Here is a 14,264-nt window from a genome sequence, read left to right as displayed (position 1 = left end):
GAGAGTGCCGCCGGACATGCTCACCGCGAAGCTCGGCGGACTCGTCACCGCAGTGACCGAACTGGCCGACAAGAAGCTCGTGATGATGCTCGACGTCGAGAAGGTGCTGTCGGAGACCACGACGCAGGACGACCAGCATCTGTTCAAGGGCATCGAACCGCTCGAAGGCTCCCAGCACACGGTGTACTTCGCGGACGACTCGTCCGTCGCCCGCAAGCAGATCGAGCGCACGCTCGATGTGCTCGGCGTGCCTTTCGTGGGCTCGCTCAATGGGCGCATGGCATGGGACGAGTTGCAGAAAGCCGCCCATCACGCGCAGGTCACCGGGCGCAGGGTCAACGAGCTGGTGAGTCTCGTGCTGACGGACGTCGAGATGCCCGAAATGGACGGCTACATGCTGACGCGGGCGATCAAGTCCGATCCGCGTTTCGCCGGGATCCCGGTGATCATGCATTCGTCGCTGTCGGGCATGTCGAACCAGCAGCTCGGCCAGTCCGTCGGCGTCGATGAATACGTGCCGAAATTCGAGCCGCAGCGTCTGGCCGCGACGCTGCGCCGCCTGCTCGACCGCCAGGTCTCGCCGGCGGAGGCCTCGTGATGGAGTACGGCATGTCGAACCTGATTCCCGAAGAAGGCGCGTTGTTCAACGTCGTGGACGGCCGCACCAGTCTCGCCGGTTCCAATTGCATGGAGATCCTCCTGTTCTCGCTCGGCACGAGCGAGACCTTCGGCATCAACGTGTTCAAGGTCCGCGAAGTCTCGAGCGCGCCGTTCATCACGCGGGCGCCGAACATGCCCGTCGGCGTGGAAGGGCTGATCTCGCTGCGCGGCAACGTCATTCCGGTGCTCTCGCTGGCGAAGATCCTCGGTCTTTCCCGTCCCGGGCAGCCGCTCGGCGGGTCGATGATGGTTACCGAATACAGCAAGCGGACCCTTGGATTTCTCGTCGAGGGCGTGGACCGCATCATCCGCGTCGAATGGGACAAGGTGCGGGCACCGGACAACGTGGCGGCGTCCGGCCAGAGCTACATCTCCGCGATCACCGAGCTTCCGGACGGCAAGCTCGTCTCGATCGTCGACGTCGAGAGCGTCCTGGCGACGACCTTCGGCGACGCGGTCGTCGGCAATATCGCCCCGATCCCGGACGGGCAGGACTACGACATCTTCTACGTCGACGACTCCGCGGTGGCGCGGCGCAAGATCGCGGAGGTGCTGGAGAAACTCGGCGTCAAGCACAAGCACGCGGTGAACGGCCTCGAGGCCTGGACCCGGCTGCAAGGGATCGCGAACCACGCCCGGCAGTGCGGCAATCAGGTGTCGGACGAGGTGGACGTGATCCTCGTCGATGCGGAGATGCCCGAGATGGACGGCTACGTGCTGACACGCAACATCAAGGCGGACCCGCGCTTCGACGGCATTCCGGTGGTGATGCATTCCTCGCTGTCATCCGAGGCCAACCGTGCGATGGGGAAGCGCGTCGGTGTGGATGCGTACGTGGCAAAATTCGACGCGGACGCGCTGGCCGAGAGCTTGCGGCCCTTGCTGAACAAGGGTCACTAGGCGCGGACCGGACCGCCAGACGATTACGGAGAACGACATGTCCGACCCCAAAATGAAATTTCTCGTTGTCGACGATTTTTCGACGATGCGCCGGATCGTGCGCAACCTGCTGAAGGAACTCGGATTCACGAACGTCGACGAGGCAGAGGACGGCGCGGTCGCGCTGCAGAAGCTCAACAGCGCGCAGTTCGACTTCGTCGTCACCGACTGGAACATGCCGAACATGGACGGGCTGACGCTGCTGCAGACGATCCGCCAGACGCCGCATCTGCGGCACCTTCCGGTGCTGATGGTCACGGCCGAGGCCAAGAAGGAAAACATCATCGCCGCTGCGCAGGCCGGCGCGAGCGGCTACATCGTGAAGCCCTTCACCGCGGCGACGATGTCGGAAAAGCTCGAAAAGATCTTCGAAAAAATCGGCAAGAAGGCAGCCGCCTGACGTGGCGGCATCGGAAAACGTAGAGGGAGGCCGATGATGGCTAAAAAGCTGAAACTCGACGAGGCAGGGGATTCGGACGAACTCCAGGCCCTGTTCGACAGCATCGCGGCCAGTCCGGCGAAATCGGAACTCAAGGTCGTCGCGAAGCCCGAAACCGCGGGCGGGGATGACGATGAACTGCAATCGCTGTTCGACGCCGTCGCGGCCGAATTCGACACCGGCTTCGGCGCGGAGCCTACGAGCGAATTCGGCGCGTGCGCGACTCGGGAAGGCGACGGCGGGTCCGCGCCGTCCGAGCATAGTTGCGAAGCCGTCTTCACGCGGATCGGGCAGATGACTCGCCAGGTTCACAACACGTTGCGCGCGCTCGGAACCGACGACGTTCTGCAGGATGCGGTGCAGGCGATTCCGGACGCGCGCCAGCGGCTGACGTATATCGCGCAGATGACCGAACAGGCCGCGAGCCGCGTGCTGAACGCGACCGACATCGCGCAGCCGATCCAAAACCGGATCCAGACCGACGCGCAGGGGTTGCAGGCGCGGTGGGACAAGCTCTACGCGAACCAGCTTTCCGTCGAGGAGTTCAAGGCGCTGTCGAACGAGACGCGCGGTTTCCTCGGCGAGGTCGTGCAGGGAAGCCGCGCGACCAACGAGCAGTTGATGGAAATCATGATGGCGCAGGATTTCCAGGATCTCACCGGCCAAGTCATCAAGAAGGTCGTCGATCTCGCGCAGAGGCTGGAGACCGAACTGCTAGAAGTCCTGCTCGAAGTCACGCCGCCGGAGATGCGCGGCGACAAGCACACCGGACTGATGAACGGCCCGGTCATCACCTCGGAAGGGCGCGACGACGTCGTGACAACCCAGGAGCAGGTCGACGATCTGCTCGGCAGCCTCGGATTCTGAACGTCCGGGCATCGGCGGCCGGGGGCACGCGCGCCCGGCGGCCAGGAACGATAAAGCGAGTACGCCATGAGTGATTTCGCCGGAATGGAAGACCTCCTTCAGGATTTCCTGATCGAAGCGGGAGATCTGCTGTCGGGGGTCGATAACAAGCTGGTGGACCTCGAGCGGGCGCCCGACGACCGGGGCCTGCTGAACGAGATCTTCCGCGGCTTTCACACGATCAAGGGCGGCGCCGGCTTCCTCAACGCGACCGAACTGGTCACGTTGTGCCACCTGACCGAGAATCTCTTCGACAACTTGCGAAACGGCCAGCTGGACGTTACCCCCGAAGTCATGGACGTGATTCTCGAGGCGACCGGCACCGTGCGCGAGATGTTTTCCACGCTCGAGCGCGGCACCCAGCCGTCGGCCGCCGATCCCACGCTCATCGCGCGGCTGAAGCAGGCGATCGCGGGCGAACTCGTCGTCGTCGCCGCAGCGGAAGCGGTCGCAGCTGCCGCGGCGCGTCGTCCGGGCCTGGTAGCCGCGGCACCGCTGGCTGCGCCCGCGGCGATCCCCCCCGGGCCGGACTGGGAGCTGCTGCACGGCGCCGTCACCGGAGCGGTCGCAAAACCGGCGCCCGGCGCTCCGGTTCCCGCGCCCGCTCGTGCGCCCGCTCGTGCGCCCGAGGAGGTCATCAAGGCCGCGGTCGGTCGCCGTGTCGGCGACAAGCCGGGCGCCAATGCACCCACCGGACGCCGCGAAACGGAGCGGCAGCGCGACAACTCGATCCGCGTCGACACGACCCGCCTCGACCAGGTCCTGAACCTGTCGGGCGAAATCGGCCTGACGAAGAACCGCCTCAATGCGCTGCGCAGCGAAATCCTCAGCGGGCGCAACGACACCGAAACGCTGCATTCGCTCGACCTCGCGGTGAGCCAGCTCGACCTGCTCGTCTCCGACCTGCAGAACGCGGTGATGAAGACGCGGATGCAGCCGATCGGCCGGCTCTTCCAGAAGTACCCGCGAATCGCGCGCGACCTCGCGCGCAACCTCGGGAAGGACGTTGAACTCGTGCTCGCGGGCGAGGAAACCGAGATCGACAAGACGATGATCGAGGATCTCGGCGATCCGATCATCCACCTGATCCGCAACGCGGTCGATCACGGCGTCGAGGATGCCGCCGAACGCGTCGCCGCCGGCAAGCCGGAAAAGTCGATGGTGCGGCTCGAGGCTCGCCAGGAGGGCGACCACATCATCATCGTCGTCGCCGACGACGGACGCGGGATGAACCCCGAGCGGCTGCGCGCGAAGGCGATCGAAAAGGGGCTCATCACCGACGAGGAGTCCAACGCGATGGACGAGCGCCAGAGCTTCAACCTGGTGTTCCTGCCCGGTTTCTCGCTCGCGGCGCAGGTCTCGGACGTCTCCGGCCGCGGCGTCGGGATGGATGTCGTGCGCACGAACATCCAGAAGCTCAACGGCAGCATCGAGATCCAGTCGCAGATGGGCAAGGGCACGACTTTCGTGATCAGCCTGCCGCTGACGCTCGCGATCCTGCCGGTCCTACTCGTGCGCATCGGCGATCAGCCGTTCGCCGTTCCGCTGTCGATGGTCCGGGAGATCCTGCCGATCGACATCCGGGAAGTGCAGGAAGTCGGCGGGCGCGCGACGATGGTCGTGCGCGGCGAAGTGCTCCCGATCCTGCCGCTCGTCGGGCTTCTCGGCTGGCCGCTCGAGCGCGTGCCGCAGTATGGCGTGCTGATGCAGGTGGCCGAACTGTCGTTCATCCTCGCGGTGGACACGTTCGCCGGGCGCGAGGACGCGGTCATCAAGTCCCTCGACGATTTCCGGCCGAAGGGGGTCGCAGGGGTGACGACGCTGTCGAACGGCCAGATCGTCCTGATCCTCGACATGAAGGAATTGCTCGGCAGCGCCGGCGACCACCGCGGCATGCCGCGCCTTGCGCTGATCCCGAAGGAGCCTGTCGCCGCGTGACGCGATCCAGTTCCCGCCTCGCGCGGGACTGGATCGGACGAACGGGATCCGGTGCTCCTCCCTCAGGTGGTGAGCTTCAGCAAGGCCGCGAATGCGTCCTCGAACTGCGCGAGCCCCTCTTCCTGCAGGCGCCGACCGGCGGCGTCCATGTCGATCCCCAGTGCGGCCAGCGCGTCGAACTGCGCTTGCGCTTCATCGACGTCGCGATCGAGCGTGCGACTCACTTTGCCGTGATCGAGCAGCGCGGCGAGCGTCGCGTCGGGGAGCGTATTGACGGTTTCGGGCCCGATCAGCGGCTCGACATAGAGCAGATCGCTGTAGGCGGGGTTCTTCGTGCCGGTGCTCGCCCACAGCATCTGCTGCGGTCGTGCGCCTGCCGCCGCGAGCGGCTCGAAGGCGGCGCCGTGAAAGCGCTCGACATACCGCCGGTATGCGAGTTTCGCCATCGCGACCGCGGATTTTCCGCGCAGCGTCAGCGCTTCTCCGCCGAACTCGTCGAGTTGCTTGTCGATCAGCGTGTCGACGCGGCTGAGGAAGAGGCTCGCGACGGACATCACGCGCGCCGGATTGCCGCCGGTGCGCTGGAGTCGCGTGAGGCCGCGGAGATAGGCTTCGGCGACAGCGTCGACGTGCGCGAGCGAGAACATCAGCGTGACGTTGACGCTGATTCCCTTTGCGATCAGCTCTTCGATCGCTTCGATTCCGGCCGGCGTCGCCGGCACCTTAATCAGGAGGTTGTCGCGGACGACGGCGGTCGACAGCCGCTTCCCCGCGGCGACTGTGGCGCCCGCATCGTGGGCGAGCGCCGGCGAGACTTCGAGACTGACGTAGCCGGCGTTGCCCGCGGTCCGGTCGTACGTCGGCCGCAGCAGATCGCAAGCGCGCTGGACGTCGGGGATGACGAGCTTCTCGTAGCGCGCCTCGGCATCGAGCGGCTGCGTCTTCAGCGCTGCGAGATCGTCTTCGTAATAGCGCCCGCCGGCGATCGCCTTGTGAAAGATTGCCGGGTTGGTCGTCACGCCGGCGACGCCATCGTCGGCGATCATGCGCTCGAGGCGGCACTCGTTCAGCAGTGTTCGGGAAAGGTTGTCGAGCCAGATCTGCTGGCCCTGGTCGCGGACTTGAAGCAGCGGATTCATCGGCGGAGCGGTTGGTTGGTTGGGGCTCTTCATTGTGCCCGCAATCGGAAGCGGTCGAAAGACGGGGAGCGTCATCCGTGGATGACGCCGGTCCAGCCGAGGCCCTCCAGGACCGAGGCGAAATCCTCGGCGAGCGGCGCGCGAAGATCCAGCATCTTCCCCGTGTGCGGATGCGCGAGCCGCAGCCGCGTGCAGGCGAGCAGCAGGCGAGGGGTGCCGAAAAGCGTCGTGAAGTGGCGGTTGTGCCGCCCCTTGCCATAGGTCGCATCGCCGATGATCGGATGCGACACGTGCTTCAGGTGCCGGCGCAACTGGTGCCGTCGCCCGGTTTCCGGTTCGAGTTCAAGCAGCGCGTACCGGCTCGTCGGATAGCGGTCGACGCAATAAGGCAGTTCAGCGACCGCGAGGCGGCGAAAGCGTGTCAGCGCGGCTTGCGCTGCGGTTTCGGCGTGTTCGGAACGGCGCTCGAAATCGTCGAAACGCCGCGCCAGCGGATGGTCGATGACGCCCGCTTCGGCCGGTTGACCGCGTACGACCGCGACGTACGTCTTCGTCACCTCCTGCCGTTCGAATGCGCGCCCGACGTACGCGGCGGTGTTCCGGTCGAGTGCGAACAGCAGGACGCCCGAGGTACCCTTGTCGAGCCGGTGCACCGGGTGCACCTGTTGCCCGATCTGGTCACGCAGCATCTGCACCGCGAAACGTTCCTCGTGCGCGTCGATGATCGAGCGGTGCACCAGCAGCCCGGACGGCTTGTGGATCGCGACCAGGGTCTCGTCGCGGTAGAGGATCGGAAGCATGGTCGAGTCGTCGTGACGCGCCGGCGAGCGTGCGCTGCCGGCAGCGAAAGTCGCGGCGCAGCGAGCGGAGGCCGCTCGGTCAGCGCGACAAGGGTTCGGCGCCTGCTGAACGAATGCCGAGACCGCCGGGGACGCCGGCGGCACGCGGAGCGGTCAGATCGCGATGCCCGACGCGTCGAAGAAACCTTCGAACAGCACCGTGCTCAGGTAGCGTTCGCCCGAGTCGGGCAGGATGACGACGATCGTCTTGCCGGCGTTTTCTGTACGCTGCGCGACCCTCACCGCGGCGGCTACGGCCGCCCCCGAAGAGATGCCGGACAGAATGCCTTCCTCGCGGGCGAGGCGGCGCGCGTACTCGATCGCGTCTTCGTTGCTGACGGTCTCGACCCCGTCGACGAGCGACATGTCGAGCACCTCCGGGATGAAGCCCGCGCCGAGGCCCTGGATCTTGTGCGGACTCGGCTTCAGCGGCTCGCCGGCAAGGGTCTGCGTGATCACGGGGCTCGCGACCGGCTCGACCGCGATCGACAGCAGGGGCTTGCCGCGGGTCTTCTCGAAATAGCGCGAAACGCCGGTAATCGTCCCGCCGGTGCCGACACCGGACACGAGGATGTCGACGTTGCCGTCCGTATCGTTCCAGATTTCGGGGCCCGTCGTCGATTCATGGATCGCCGGGTTCGCCGGGTTCTTGAACTGCTGCAGAAGGACATAGCGGCCCGGGTCGGACGCGGCAATTTCCTCCGCTTTCGCGATCGCGCCGTTCATGCCCTTCGCGCCTTCGGTCAGCACGAGCTTCGCGCCGTAAGCGACGAGCAGCTTGCGCCGCTCGACGCTCATCGTCTCCGGCATCGTCAGCGTGATCGGGATGCCGCGCGCCGCCGCGACGAAAGCGAGTGCGATGCCCGTGTTGCCGCTGGTCGGCTCGACGATTTCCTTGCCCGGTCCGAGCAGGCCGCGCTTTTCCGCGTCCCAGATCATCGCCGCGCCGATCCGGCACTTCACCGAGTACGCCGGGTTGCGGCCCTCGATTTTCGCCAGCACGGTTGCCGCCGCGCCTTGCATGATGCGATTGAGCCGGACGAGCGGCGTGCGGCCGATGGACAAAGCATTATCGGAAAACCAGTTTGACATGATCGAGGCTCCACGAGAGATGGCTGAGAGGATACCAGCCGGTGGAGCAGGTCTACTACCTCCGCTTGTACCCGGTCAACATCGACAGAACGAGATTCTCCCGGTGGCGCACGCTTTCGAACACCGCGGCGGCGACGTGGAACGCGATCGCGGCCAGCGCAAGCTTCACCGCACCCGCGTGCAGCGTCTCGACCGCTTCATTTCCCCAGCCCCAGTCGGTCGTCATCAACCACCCCGTCGAGCCGATCATGGCGACCATTGCGAGCAGAAACACGATCATCACCGCGGCCACAGGGTTATGCCCGACATGCCGCGGCTCGCGGCCGCGCACGAGCAGACCGAAATAAGTCGCGAGCGTCGCGGGCCGGGGCACGAAATCCGCGAAGCGCGCATGCGGGGTGCCGATGAAGCCCCAGACGATGCGAAAGGCCACGAGCGCGAGCGCGACGTAGCCCGCCCACTGGTGCGGGGCCTCCGCGTCACCGGAGGTGAAATAGGCAGTGGCGAACATCGTCACGAGACTCCAGTGGAAGAGCCGAACCGGGAAATCCCATACCTTCACCTTGCCTGTCGCCATGACGACGTCCTCCTTGCCCCGGGGCCTCAGGCCCGCTTTTCCTTGACGATGCCGCCGTCGATGGGGCTGAAATAGATCTCGACCTTCCGGCCGTCCTTGTCCTTGCCGTAGATCTCGTAGCAATTTCCGCTCGTCGTCTTGAACTTGTCGACGACATAGCCCTCGTCGGCGATCTTCTGCTTCATGGCGTTCTCGGACATCCATTCCGATTTCGGCGCTTTCGTACACTCCGGCCCGGCGAACGCGGAGGCGTTGAGCGCAAGGATCAACACCGTTAAGAGCGGATAACGCATTTTCATGACTGCCCTCCAGAGTTCTTCTCATGCCCGATCGGCACGGAGGCCATTCTGTGGCCCGACAGCTGAACAGACGCTTAACGGGAGTGCGGATGCCCCATGCTGCGCGGGCGTCCTGGCGGTTGACCCGGTCGTCGAGACGACGTCCCCGGGTGCAGGGCGGATTCCTGACAAACCCGTCGTTCGAATGCCCCTGTCTTGAAGTCCGTCATGGATCAGCGGCCCGGCCTGCAGGAAAATGACATACAGGATGCTGAGCCGGCGCCGGATTTCTGCAGGCGCGCCGAATTTCGCTGGTCGGGGTCTCATCGATGAAGGTACGGGAAGATCGGGCGCTGCCCGCCGTTGCGCCGGCGTCGGGTGCCGGCCGTCCGCCGACGGGCCGTGCGAGCGGGCCGAGACGACGCTGCGGCGCAGCGAATCCGCGCTCGCCGAAGCGCAGCGCATCGCCCACGTCGGGAGTTGGGATCTCGACATCGTCAACAAGCGCGCCGAGGAGACGGTTCGCCAGATCAATCGCGAACTGGAACCGCGGGTCGCTTCGCGAACCGCCGAACTCGAAGCGGCGAACCGTGAACTCGAAGCCTTCGCGTTCTCCGTGTCCCACGATTTGCGCGCTCCGCTACGCGCGATCGAGGGCTCCTCGCGCATCCTCGTCGAGGACTACGGCCGCCGGATCGAAGACGAGGGCAAGCGGCTGATCGGCTTGGTACGGGACAACACGGCGCGGATGGGGCACCGACATCCTCGAATTCTCGCGAATGGGACGACGGGGCCTGGAGATGGGCGACATCGATGTCGCCGCCCTCGCGCTGGCGGTGTTCGGCGGGCAGCCCGTCGCCGCGCCCGAACGCGACCTGCGCCTCGTGATCAGCGCGCTGCCGCGTGCCGTTGAAACGAACGACGGAATGACAACCCGAATCGCGCGGTGGAAATCCTACTCGTCACGGGCCCGCCCGCCGAGGCCGGGCGGAGAACGCTGAAGCGGGCCGACAATTTCCTCGCGGTCGTCGGATGGGGGCTACGGGCTGTCGCTCGACTGCATCCCGAATGGGTAACGAGGCGATGAGCGACGAACTCAGGGTTCTCCAGCTCGAGGACGAGCCGGCCGATGCGGAGGTCGCGTTGCGCGAACTGAAGCGCGCGGGGCTCGCGTTTCGGGTCGACGCGCGTGAGCCGTTCATCCACGCGCTGCGTCAGTTCAATCCCGACATCATTCTCGCCGATTACCAGCTGCCGTCATTCGACGGTCAGGCCGCACTGGCAATCGCCCGCGAGCATGCACCCGATGTTCCGTTCATCTTCGTTTCCGGCGCGATGGGCGAAGAGCGCGCGATCGAGTCGCTCCATCGGGGGGCCGCCGATTACGTGCTCAAGGACCACCTCGGCAAACTGGCGCTTGCGGTCACCCCGTGCTCTCGATGAAGCGAGGGAGCGGAACTGCCGCAGGGGGGCCGAAGCCGGGTTGGCCGAGAGCGAAGAGCGCTTTCGTAAGATCGCCGAGCCGATGCAGGACGCGTTGATCATTGCCGACCGCCACGCCGCGATCAGCCACTGGAATCATGCCGCTGAGCGTATGTTCGGCTATCCGTCCGACAAAGCGCTGGGCCGGCAATTCGATGCATTGCTGGTCGTGCCGTCGAGGCGGACCGCATTCGAACACTGGTGGGAACGGCTTCGAAATGTCGAATCCGACGCGGGCCCGCGGCTCGAACTGCCGCTGCGCCGCAAGGAGGGCAACGAACTGCCGGTCGAGTTGTCGTGTCGTCTGCGCCGATCAACAACAGCTGGTATGCGATCGCCAGCATCCGCGACATCTCCGACCGCCGGCACGCGGATGCGATGCGCGCGGAACTCGACGCGATCGTCGAATCCTCCGACGATGCGGTCATCGGCAAGAACCTCGACGGGGTGATCACGAGCTGGAATCGCGGCGCCGAGAAAATGTTCGGTTATCGCGCGGAGGAAGCGCTCGGGCAGCCGATTACGATGCTTGCCGCCGACGCCGCGCGCAGCGAGATGGATCGATGCTCGAACAGCTCCGCAAGGGCCGCGGTGTCCGGCAGGAACTCGTCTGCCGGTGCAGGAAGGGTTCTCCGATCGACGTGGCGCTGACGCTGTCACCGATCCGCAGCGTCGACGGCGCTTCGGTCGGGGTGTCGACGATCGCGCGCGACATCACGAGGCGGAAGGCGGCCGAGCAAGGGCTCAAGCGCAGCAACCGCTTCCTGCATACGCTCAGCCGCGGCAACGAGACGCTGATTCACGCGACCGACGAAGGCCGTTTTTCATACTGACCGGCGGTGGTCCAAAGCGGAACGGCCGTGCGCCGAAGCCGAGAGGGTTCGGGGCACGGCCGTTCTGCGACATGCGCGCGGGCGGGGTCGGCCGCTCGCGCAGGCAATCGCCTCAGCGGGCGGGATCGATCACGCGAAGTTGCGCGCGGCGAAGTCCCAGTTCGCGAGGCTGTTCAGGAAGGCGGCGACGAAGTCCGGACGACGGTTGCGGTAGTCGATGTAGTAGGCATGCTCCCACACGTCGATGCAGAGGAGTGCCTTGTCCCCGGTCGTCAGCGGCGTGCCGGCGGCGCCCATGTTGACGATATCGACGCTGCCGTCGGCTTTCTTCACGAGCCAGGTCCAGCCGGAGCCGAAATTACCGACCGCGGACGTCGTGAAGGCCTTCTTGAAGTCCTCGAACGAGCCCCATTTCGCCTTGATCGCGTCCGCGAGCGTGCCGGTCGGCTCACCGCCGCCGTTCGGGGTCAGACAGTTCCAGAAGAAGGTGTGGTTCCAGACCTGCGCAGAGTTGTTGTAGATGCCACCGGCGGGCGCCTTCTTGACGATCGCTTCGAGATCCAGGTTCTCGAACTCCGTGCCCTTGATGAGGTTGTTCAGGTTCGTCACATAGGCCTGGTGATGCTTGCCGTGGTGGAACTCCAGCGTCTCGGCCGAAATGTGCGGGACCAGGGCGTCCTTCGCGTAGGGCAGTTGGGGCAGCGTATGTTCCATTTGTCTCTCCTGTCATCAGGTTTGTTGGGATTAAAGCCCGACGATTCTAGTCGGGCTTTGAGCAGGGTGGCAATCCCGGATGATTGCGGGGTTCAGCTGAAACGCATTGCGGGGCATCCGTCTCGACGATGCCATCGGTGCTGTTCACCGTAGCACGTAGCCGACCGATCGCGAGTTCGACGGAAATGTCGTCGCCGGCCCGGGCTGCCGCGGCGGAACGCAGGATGTGCCCTTCGGCGTCGCGAGTGATGCTGTAACCGCGTGCAAGGACGGCTTGCGGCGCGAGATGCTGGAGGTGGGCGGCAAGCGTCGAAAGCCGGTCCGCCCGGGCACGGATGAGGGTTTCACGGGCGAGCGCGAGTCGCGCACCCGCGCGCATGCATCGCTCCCATTCGCGCGCGAACTCGGGACGGAAGCTGTCGAGCCGGAACTGGAGCAGGTGGGTCGCGCTCTGCATGCGTTCGATGCGCCGCGCGAGCGCTGCCGTGAGGCGCAGCCCCAGGTGCTCCGCACGCTCGTGCGCGGCGGCGATCCGGTCGCGCGGGTGAACGAGGCGCAGCGCGGCGCGGTCGAGCCGCTGGGCGAGCGTGTTCAGACGGAACTGCAGCGCGTCGCCGAGCGCCCGCTCCAGCTTCGCGAGACGATGTCCCGCTTCGTACAGGTCCGCGGTGACAAGCTCGGCGGCGCCGGTCGGCGTCGCGGCACGGACATCGGCGGCAAAATCGGCGATCGTGAAATCGGTCTCGTGGCCGACCCCGCTGACGACCGGAATCGGGCAGGTCCGCAGCGCGCGGGCGAGCGACTCGTCGTTGAACGCCCACAAGTCTTCGATGCTTCCCCCGCCGCGCACGAGCAGCAGCGCGTCGATGCCGTCGTCCTTCGCTCGCGCCGACGCCAGTCGGACCGTATCGGCCAGCCGGCTTCCGGCACCGCTTCCCTGCACCGGCGCCGGATAGAGTATGACTTCGAGCCGCGGCGCACGTCGCCGCAGGGCCGCGAGGACGTCGTGCCATGCGGCCGCCGCCGGTGAGGTCACGACGCCGATGCGGCGCGGATAGTGCGGGAGGGCGCGCTTTGCGGCCGGCGCGAACAGTCCTTCGGCTGCGAGCCTGTCCTTGAGCCGGACGAAGGCCTCGAACAGGTTGCCGACGCCTGCCTGGCGCAACGCTTCGACCCCGAGCTGGAAATCGCCGCGCGCCTCATACAGCGTGACGAGCGCCCGCGCCTCCACCCGCATGCCATTTTCGGGCCGAAACGGCAGCAACTGGGCGCGATTGCGCCACATCGTGCAGCGCACCTGCGCCTGCGCGTCCTTGAGCGTGAAATACAAATGGCCCGACGGGGCGCGGGTCAGGTTCGAGATTTCGCCGCCGACCCACAGCAGGGGAAAGCGCGTTTCGAGCGCTTCGCGGGCGAGGCGGTTGAGTTCGCTGACGCCGAAAATCCGGTCGGAGAGACGGAAGGAGCCAGGGCCGTCGGAACCTGGCGGGAGCATTGTTTGCATGCGCGGATTGTAGCGGAATCCACAAGCCATCCTGGTTGTCAAGGGCGCACTTCAAAACCCTTTCCATTCAAGCGCGTATTTTTAATTCTTTGTTTTTAAAAGAGTATTGTGTTGCACAATTTTTCAGCGAAGTGTCGAAGGGCTTGAGCCGACAGCGATTTCCGCCGCTGCCAGACAAAAATCCACACAGTTATCCACAGGTTTTGTGGATTCTTGCGTTTGTTCCTGCTGCGTCGAGGACTGCGTGGAATACGAACTTGCCCTGCGTCCCGCCGAACGCTAGAGTTCCGCCTTTTCCTCCGGGAGCTCCCTCGCGTGTTCGCCCTCATTCAGGCTACGGGCTGGCCGATTTGGCCCCTGCTGCTGGCCTCGGTGATCGCCGTCGCATTGATCATCGAACGTTCGGTAAGCCTGCGTCGCGCGAAGATCGTGCCGCCGGGTTTGCTCGAAAAAGTGCTCGCCGATCTGCGCCACAAGGGCGTTTCGCCGGAAATGATCAACCGGGTGTCGGCGCATTCCGCTCTTGGCCAGGTGCTCGGCGCCGGCCTGCGGAACGTCAACAGTTCCCGGGAGGTGATGAAGGAAGCGATCGAGGAGACGGGCCGCGCCGTCGCGCACGAGCTCGAGCGCTTCCTGACGACGCTCGGCACGATCGCCTCGATCAGCCCGCTGATGGGGCTGTTCGGCACGATCGTCGGCATGATCGACATCTTCGCGTCGCAAAGCGCCAGCGGCACGAATCCGCAACAACTCGCGCAGGGTATTTCGATCGCGCTGAATACCACCGGAATGGGACTGGTCATCGCGATTCCGGCGACAATTTTCTGGCGTCACTACCGGGCACTGATCGACGGCTTCGTCATCGAGATGGAGCAGCAGGCGATCAAGCTCGTCGAAGTCGTCCACGGCGACCGCCGCAGCTGA

General features: G+C 65.5%; 17 protein-coding genes and 1 pseudogene. 10 read left to right on the top strand and 8 right to left on the bottom strand.

Going from position 1 to position 14,264, the window contains the following annotated elements:
* The 5 genes from V6M37_RS04440 to V6M37_RS04420 all read left to right on the top strand — a co-directional run.
* Positions 1-598 (top strand): response regulator (locus V6M37_RS04440; protein WP_332671305.1); only part of this gene is annotated, 598 nt, incomplete at its 5' end.
* A gap of 11 nt (positions 599-609) precedes the next feature.
* Positions 610-1,560 (top strand): chemotaxis protein, encoded by a 951-nt coding sequence (locus tag V6M37_RS04435; RefSeq protein WP_332671304.1) that lies wholly within the window; start codon positions 610-612, stop codon positions 1,558-1,560.
* Between the two features lie 37 nt (positions 1,561-1,597).
* Positions 1,598-1,999, top strand: coding sequence for a chemotaxis response regulator CheY (cheY, locus tag V6M37_RS04430; protein WP_312657411.1), 402 nt, complete (start codon positions 1,598-1,600; stop codon positions 1,997-1,999).
* A 36-nt stretch (positions 2,000-2,035) separates the two neighbouring features.
* Positions 2,036-2,905: a protein phosphatase CheZ gene (cheZ, locus tag V6M37_RS04425; RefSeq protein WP_332671303.1), complete on the top strand. Its 870-nt coding sequence runs from the start codon at positions 2,036-2,038 to the stop codon at positions 2,903-2,905.
* A gap of 66 nt (positions 2,906-2,971) precedes the next feature.
* A complete protein-coding gene (locus tag V6M37_RS04420; protein WP_332671302.1) occupies positions 2,972-4,882 on the top strand; it encodes a chemotaxis protein CheA in 1,911 nt (636 codons plus the stop codon).
* Positions 4,883-4,944: 62 nt separating this feature from the next.
* Here V6M37_RS04420 and tal read toward each other — a convergent pair whose 3' ends face one another.
* The 6 genes from tal to V6M37_RS04390 all read right to left on the bottom strand — a co-directional run bounded on the left by tal (position 4,945) and on the right by V6M37_RS04390 (position 9,432).
* Complete coding sequence (gene tal / locus V6M37_RS04415; RefSeq protein WP_332671301.1) at positions 4,945-6,021, bottom strand: transaldolase; 1,077 nt, start codon at positions 6,019-6,021, stop codon at positions 4,945-4,947.
* A 71-nt stretch (positions 6,022-6,092) separates the two neighbouring features.
* Entirely contained in the window at positions 6,093-6,821 is a 729-nt protein-coding gene (locus V6M37_RS04410) for a pseudouridine synthase (protein ID WP_332671300.1), read from the bottom strand.
* A gap of 153 nt (positions 6,822-6,974) precedes the next feature.
* Positions 6,975-7,952, bottom strand: a complete 978-nt coding sequence (gene cysK, locus V6M37_RS04405) for a cysteine synthase A (RefSeq protein ID WP_332671299.1) — start codon at positions 7,950-7,952, stop codon at positions 6,975-6,977.
* A gap of 55 nt (positions 7,953-8,007) precedes the next feature.
* Positions 8,008-8,529 (bottom strand): cytochrome b/b6 domain-containing protein, encoded by a 522-nt coding sequence (locus tag V6M37_RS04400; RefSeq protein ID WP_332671298.1) that lies wholly within the window; start codon positions 8,527-8,529, stop codon positions 8,008-8,010.
* Positions 8,530-8,555: 26 nt separating this feature from the next.
* Positions 8,556-8,822: a PepSY domain-containing protein gene (locus V6M37_RS04395; RefSeq protein WP_332671314.1), complete on the bottom strand. Its 267-nt coding sequence runs from the start codon at positions 8,820-8,822 to the stop codon at positions 8,556-8,558.
* A 211-nt stretch (positions 8,823-9,033) separates the two neighbouring features.
* Positions 9,034-9,432, bottom strand: coding sequence for a hypothetical protein (locus V6M37_RS04390; RefSeq protein ID WP_332671297.1), 399 nt, complete (start codon positions 9,430-9,432; stop codon positions 9,034-9,036).
* Positions 9,433-9,607: 175 nt separating this feature from the next.
* On the opposite strand from V6M37_RS04390, the gene V6M37_RS04385 reads away from it, so the two are divergent.
* The 4 genes and pseudogenes from V6M37_RS04385 (at position 9,608) to V6M37_RS18710 (ending at position 11,122) form a co-directional block, all read left to right on the top strand.
* Entirely contained in the window at positions 9,608-9,808 is a 201-nt protein-coding gene (locus V6M37_RS04385; RefSeq protein WP_332671296.1) for a hypothetical protein, read from the top strand.
* An 82-nt stretch (positions 9,809-9,890) separates the two neighbouring features.
* On the top strand, positions 9,891-10,250 hold the full coding sequence (locus tag V6M37_RS04380; protein WP_332671295.1) for a response regulator: 360 nt from the start codon (positions 9,891-9,893) through the stop codon (positions 10,248-10,250).
* A gap of 40 nt (positions 10,251-10,290) precedes the next feature.
* Complete coding sequence (locus tag V6M37_RS04375) at positions 10,291-10,740, top strand: PAS domain S-box protein (RefSeq protein WP_332671294.1); 450 nt, start codon at positions 10,291-10,293, stop codon at positions 10,738-10,740.
* Positions 10,668-11,122, top strand: a pseudogene (locus V6M37_RS18710) (PAS domain-containing protein). Before V6M37_RS04375 ends, V6M37_RS18710 begins: the two are co-directional and overlap by 73 nt.
* 129 nt (positions 11,123-11,251) lie before the next feature.
* Here V6M37_RS18710 and V6M37_RS04365 read toward each other — a convergent pair.
* Both V6M37_RS04365 and xseA read right to left on the bottom strand, forming a co-directional pair.
* Positions 11,252-11,836 carry a superoxide dismutase gene (locus tag V6M37_RS04365; RefSeq protein ID WP_332671292.1) on the bottom strand — a complete coding sequence of 195 codons (585 nt, stop codon included), beginning with the start codon at positions 11,834-11,836 and terminating at the stop codon, positions 11,252-11,254.
* Positions 11,837-11,882: 46 nt separating this feature from the next.
* A complete protein-coding gene (gene xseA, locus V6M37_RS04360) occupies positions 11,883-13,340 on the bottom strand; it encodes an exodeoxyribonuclease VII large subunit (RefSeq protein ID WP_442880991.1) in 1,458 nt (485 codons plus the stop codon).
* Positions 13,341-13,655: 315 nt separating this feature from the next.
* Between xseA and V6M37_RS04355 the strand changes: the two genes are divergently transcribed.
* Complete coding sequence (locus tag V6M37_RS04355; protein ID WP_332671291.1) at positions 13,656-14,264, top strand: MotA/TolQ/ExbB proton channel family protein; 609 nt, start codon at positions 13,656-13,658, stop codon at positions 14,262-14,264.

Origin of the sequence: Aromatoleum sp., from assembly GCF_036675785.1 — a bacterium.
Lineage (GTDB): Bacteria > Pseudomonadota > Gammaproteobacteria > Burkholderiales > Rhodocyclaceae > Aromatoleum.
Note: the sequence above shows the minus strand (reverse complement) of the source record. Positions and strands in the feature narration are given on the sequence as shown.

What these genes read in the sequence shown, in the direction of transcription:
- V6M37_RS04410 (WP_332671300.1), bottom strand. Translation starts at nt 6,821, where the DNA reads ATGCTTCCGATCCTCTACCGCGACGAGACCCTGGTCGCGATCCACAAG.
- cheY (WP_312657411.1), top strand. Translation starts at nt 1,598, where the DNA reads ATGTCCGACCCCAAAATGAAATTTCTCGTTGTCGACGATTTTTCGACG.
- V6M37_RS04400 (WP_332671298.1), bottom strand. Translation starts at nt 8,529, where the DNA reads ATGGCGACAGGCAAGGTGAAGGTATGGGATTTCCCGGTTCGGCTCTTC.
- cheZ (WP_332671303.1), top strand. Translation starts at nt 2,036, where the DNA reads ATGGCTAAAAAGCTGAAACTCGACGAGGCAGGGGATTCGGACGAACTC.
- V6M37_RS04395 (WP_332671314.1), bottom strand. Translation starts at nt 8,822, where the DNA reads ATGCGTTATCCGCTCTTAACGGTGTTGATCCTTGCGCTCAACGCCTCC.
- V6M37_RS04435 (WP_332671304.1), top strand. Translation starts at nt 610, where the DNA reads ATGTCGAACCTGATTCCCGAAGAAGGCGCGTTGTTCAACGTCGTGGAC.
- xseA (WP_442880991.1), bottom strand. Translation starts at nt 13,340, where the DNA reads ATGCAAACAATGCTCCCGCCAGGTTCCGACGGCCCTGGCTCCTTCCGT.
- V6M37_RS04420 (WP_332671302.1), top strand. Translation starts at nt 2,972, where the DNA reads ATGAGTGATTTCGCCGGAATGGAAGACCTCCTTCAGGATTTCCTGATC.
- V6M37_RS04385 (WP_332671296.1), top strand. Translation starts at nt 9,608, where the DNA reads ATGGGCGACATCGATGTCGCCGCCCTCGCGCTGGCGGTGTTCGGCGGG.
- V6M37_RS04365 (WP_332671292.1), bottom strand. Translation starts at nt 11,836, where the DNA reads ATGGAACATACGCTGCCCCAACTGCCCTACGCGAAGGACGCCCTGGTC.
- tal (WP_332671301.1), bottom strand. Translation starts at nt 6,021, where the DNA reads ATGAATCCGCTGCTTCAAGTCCGCGACCAGGGCCAGCAGATCTGGCTC.
- cysK (WP_332671299.1), bottom strand. Translation starts at nt 7,952, where the DNA reads ATGTCAAACTGGTTTTCCGATAATGCTTTGTCCATCGGCCGCACGCCG.
- V6M37_RS04380 (WP_332671295.1), top strand. Translation starts at nt 9,891, where the DNA reads ATGAGCGACGAACTCAGGGTTCTCCAGCTCGAGGACGAGCCGGCCGAT.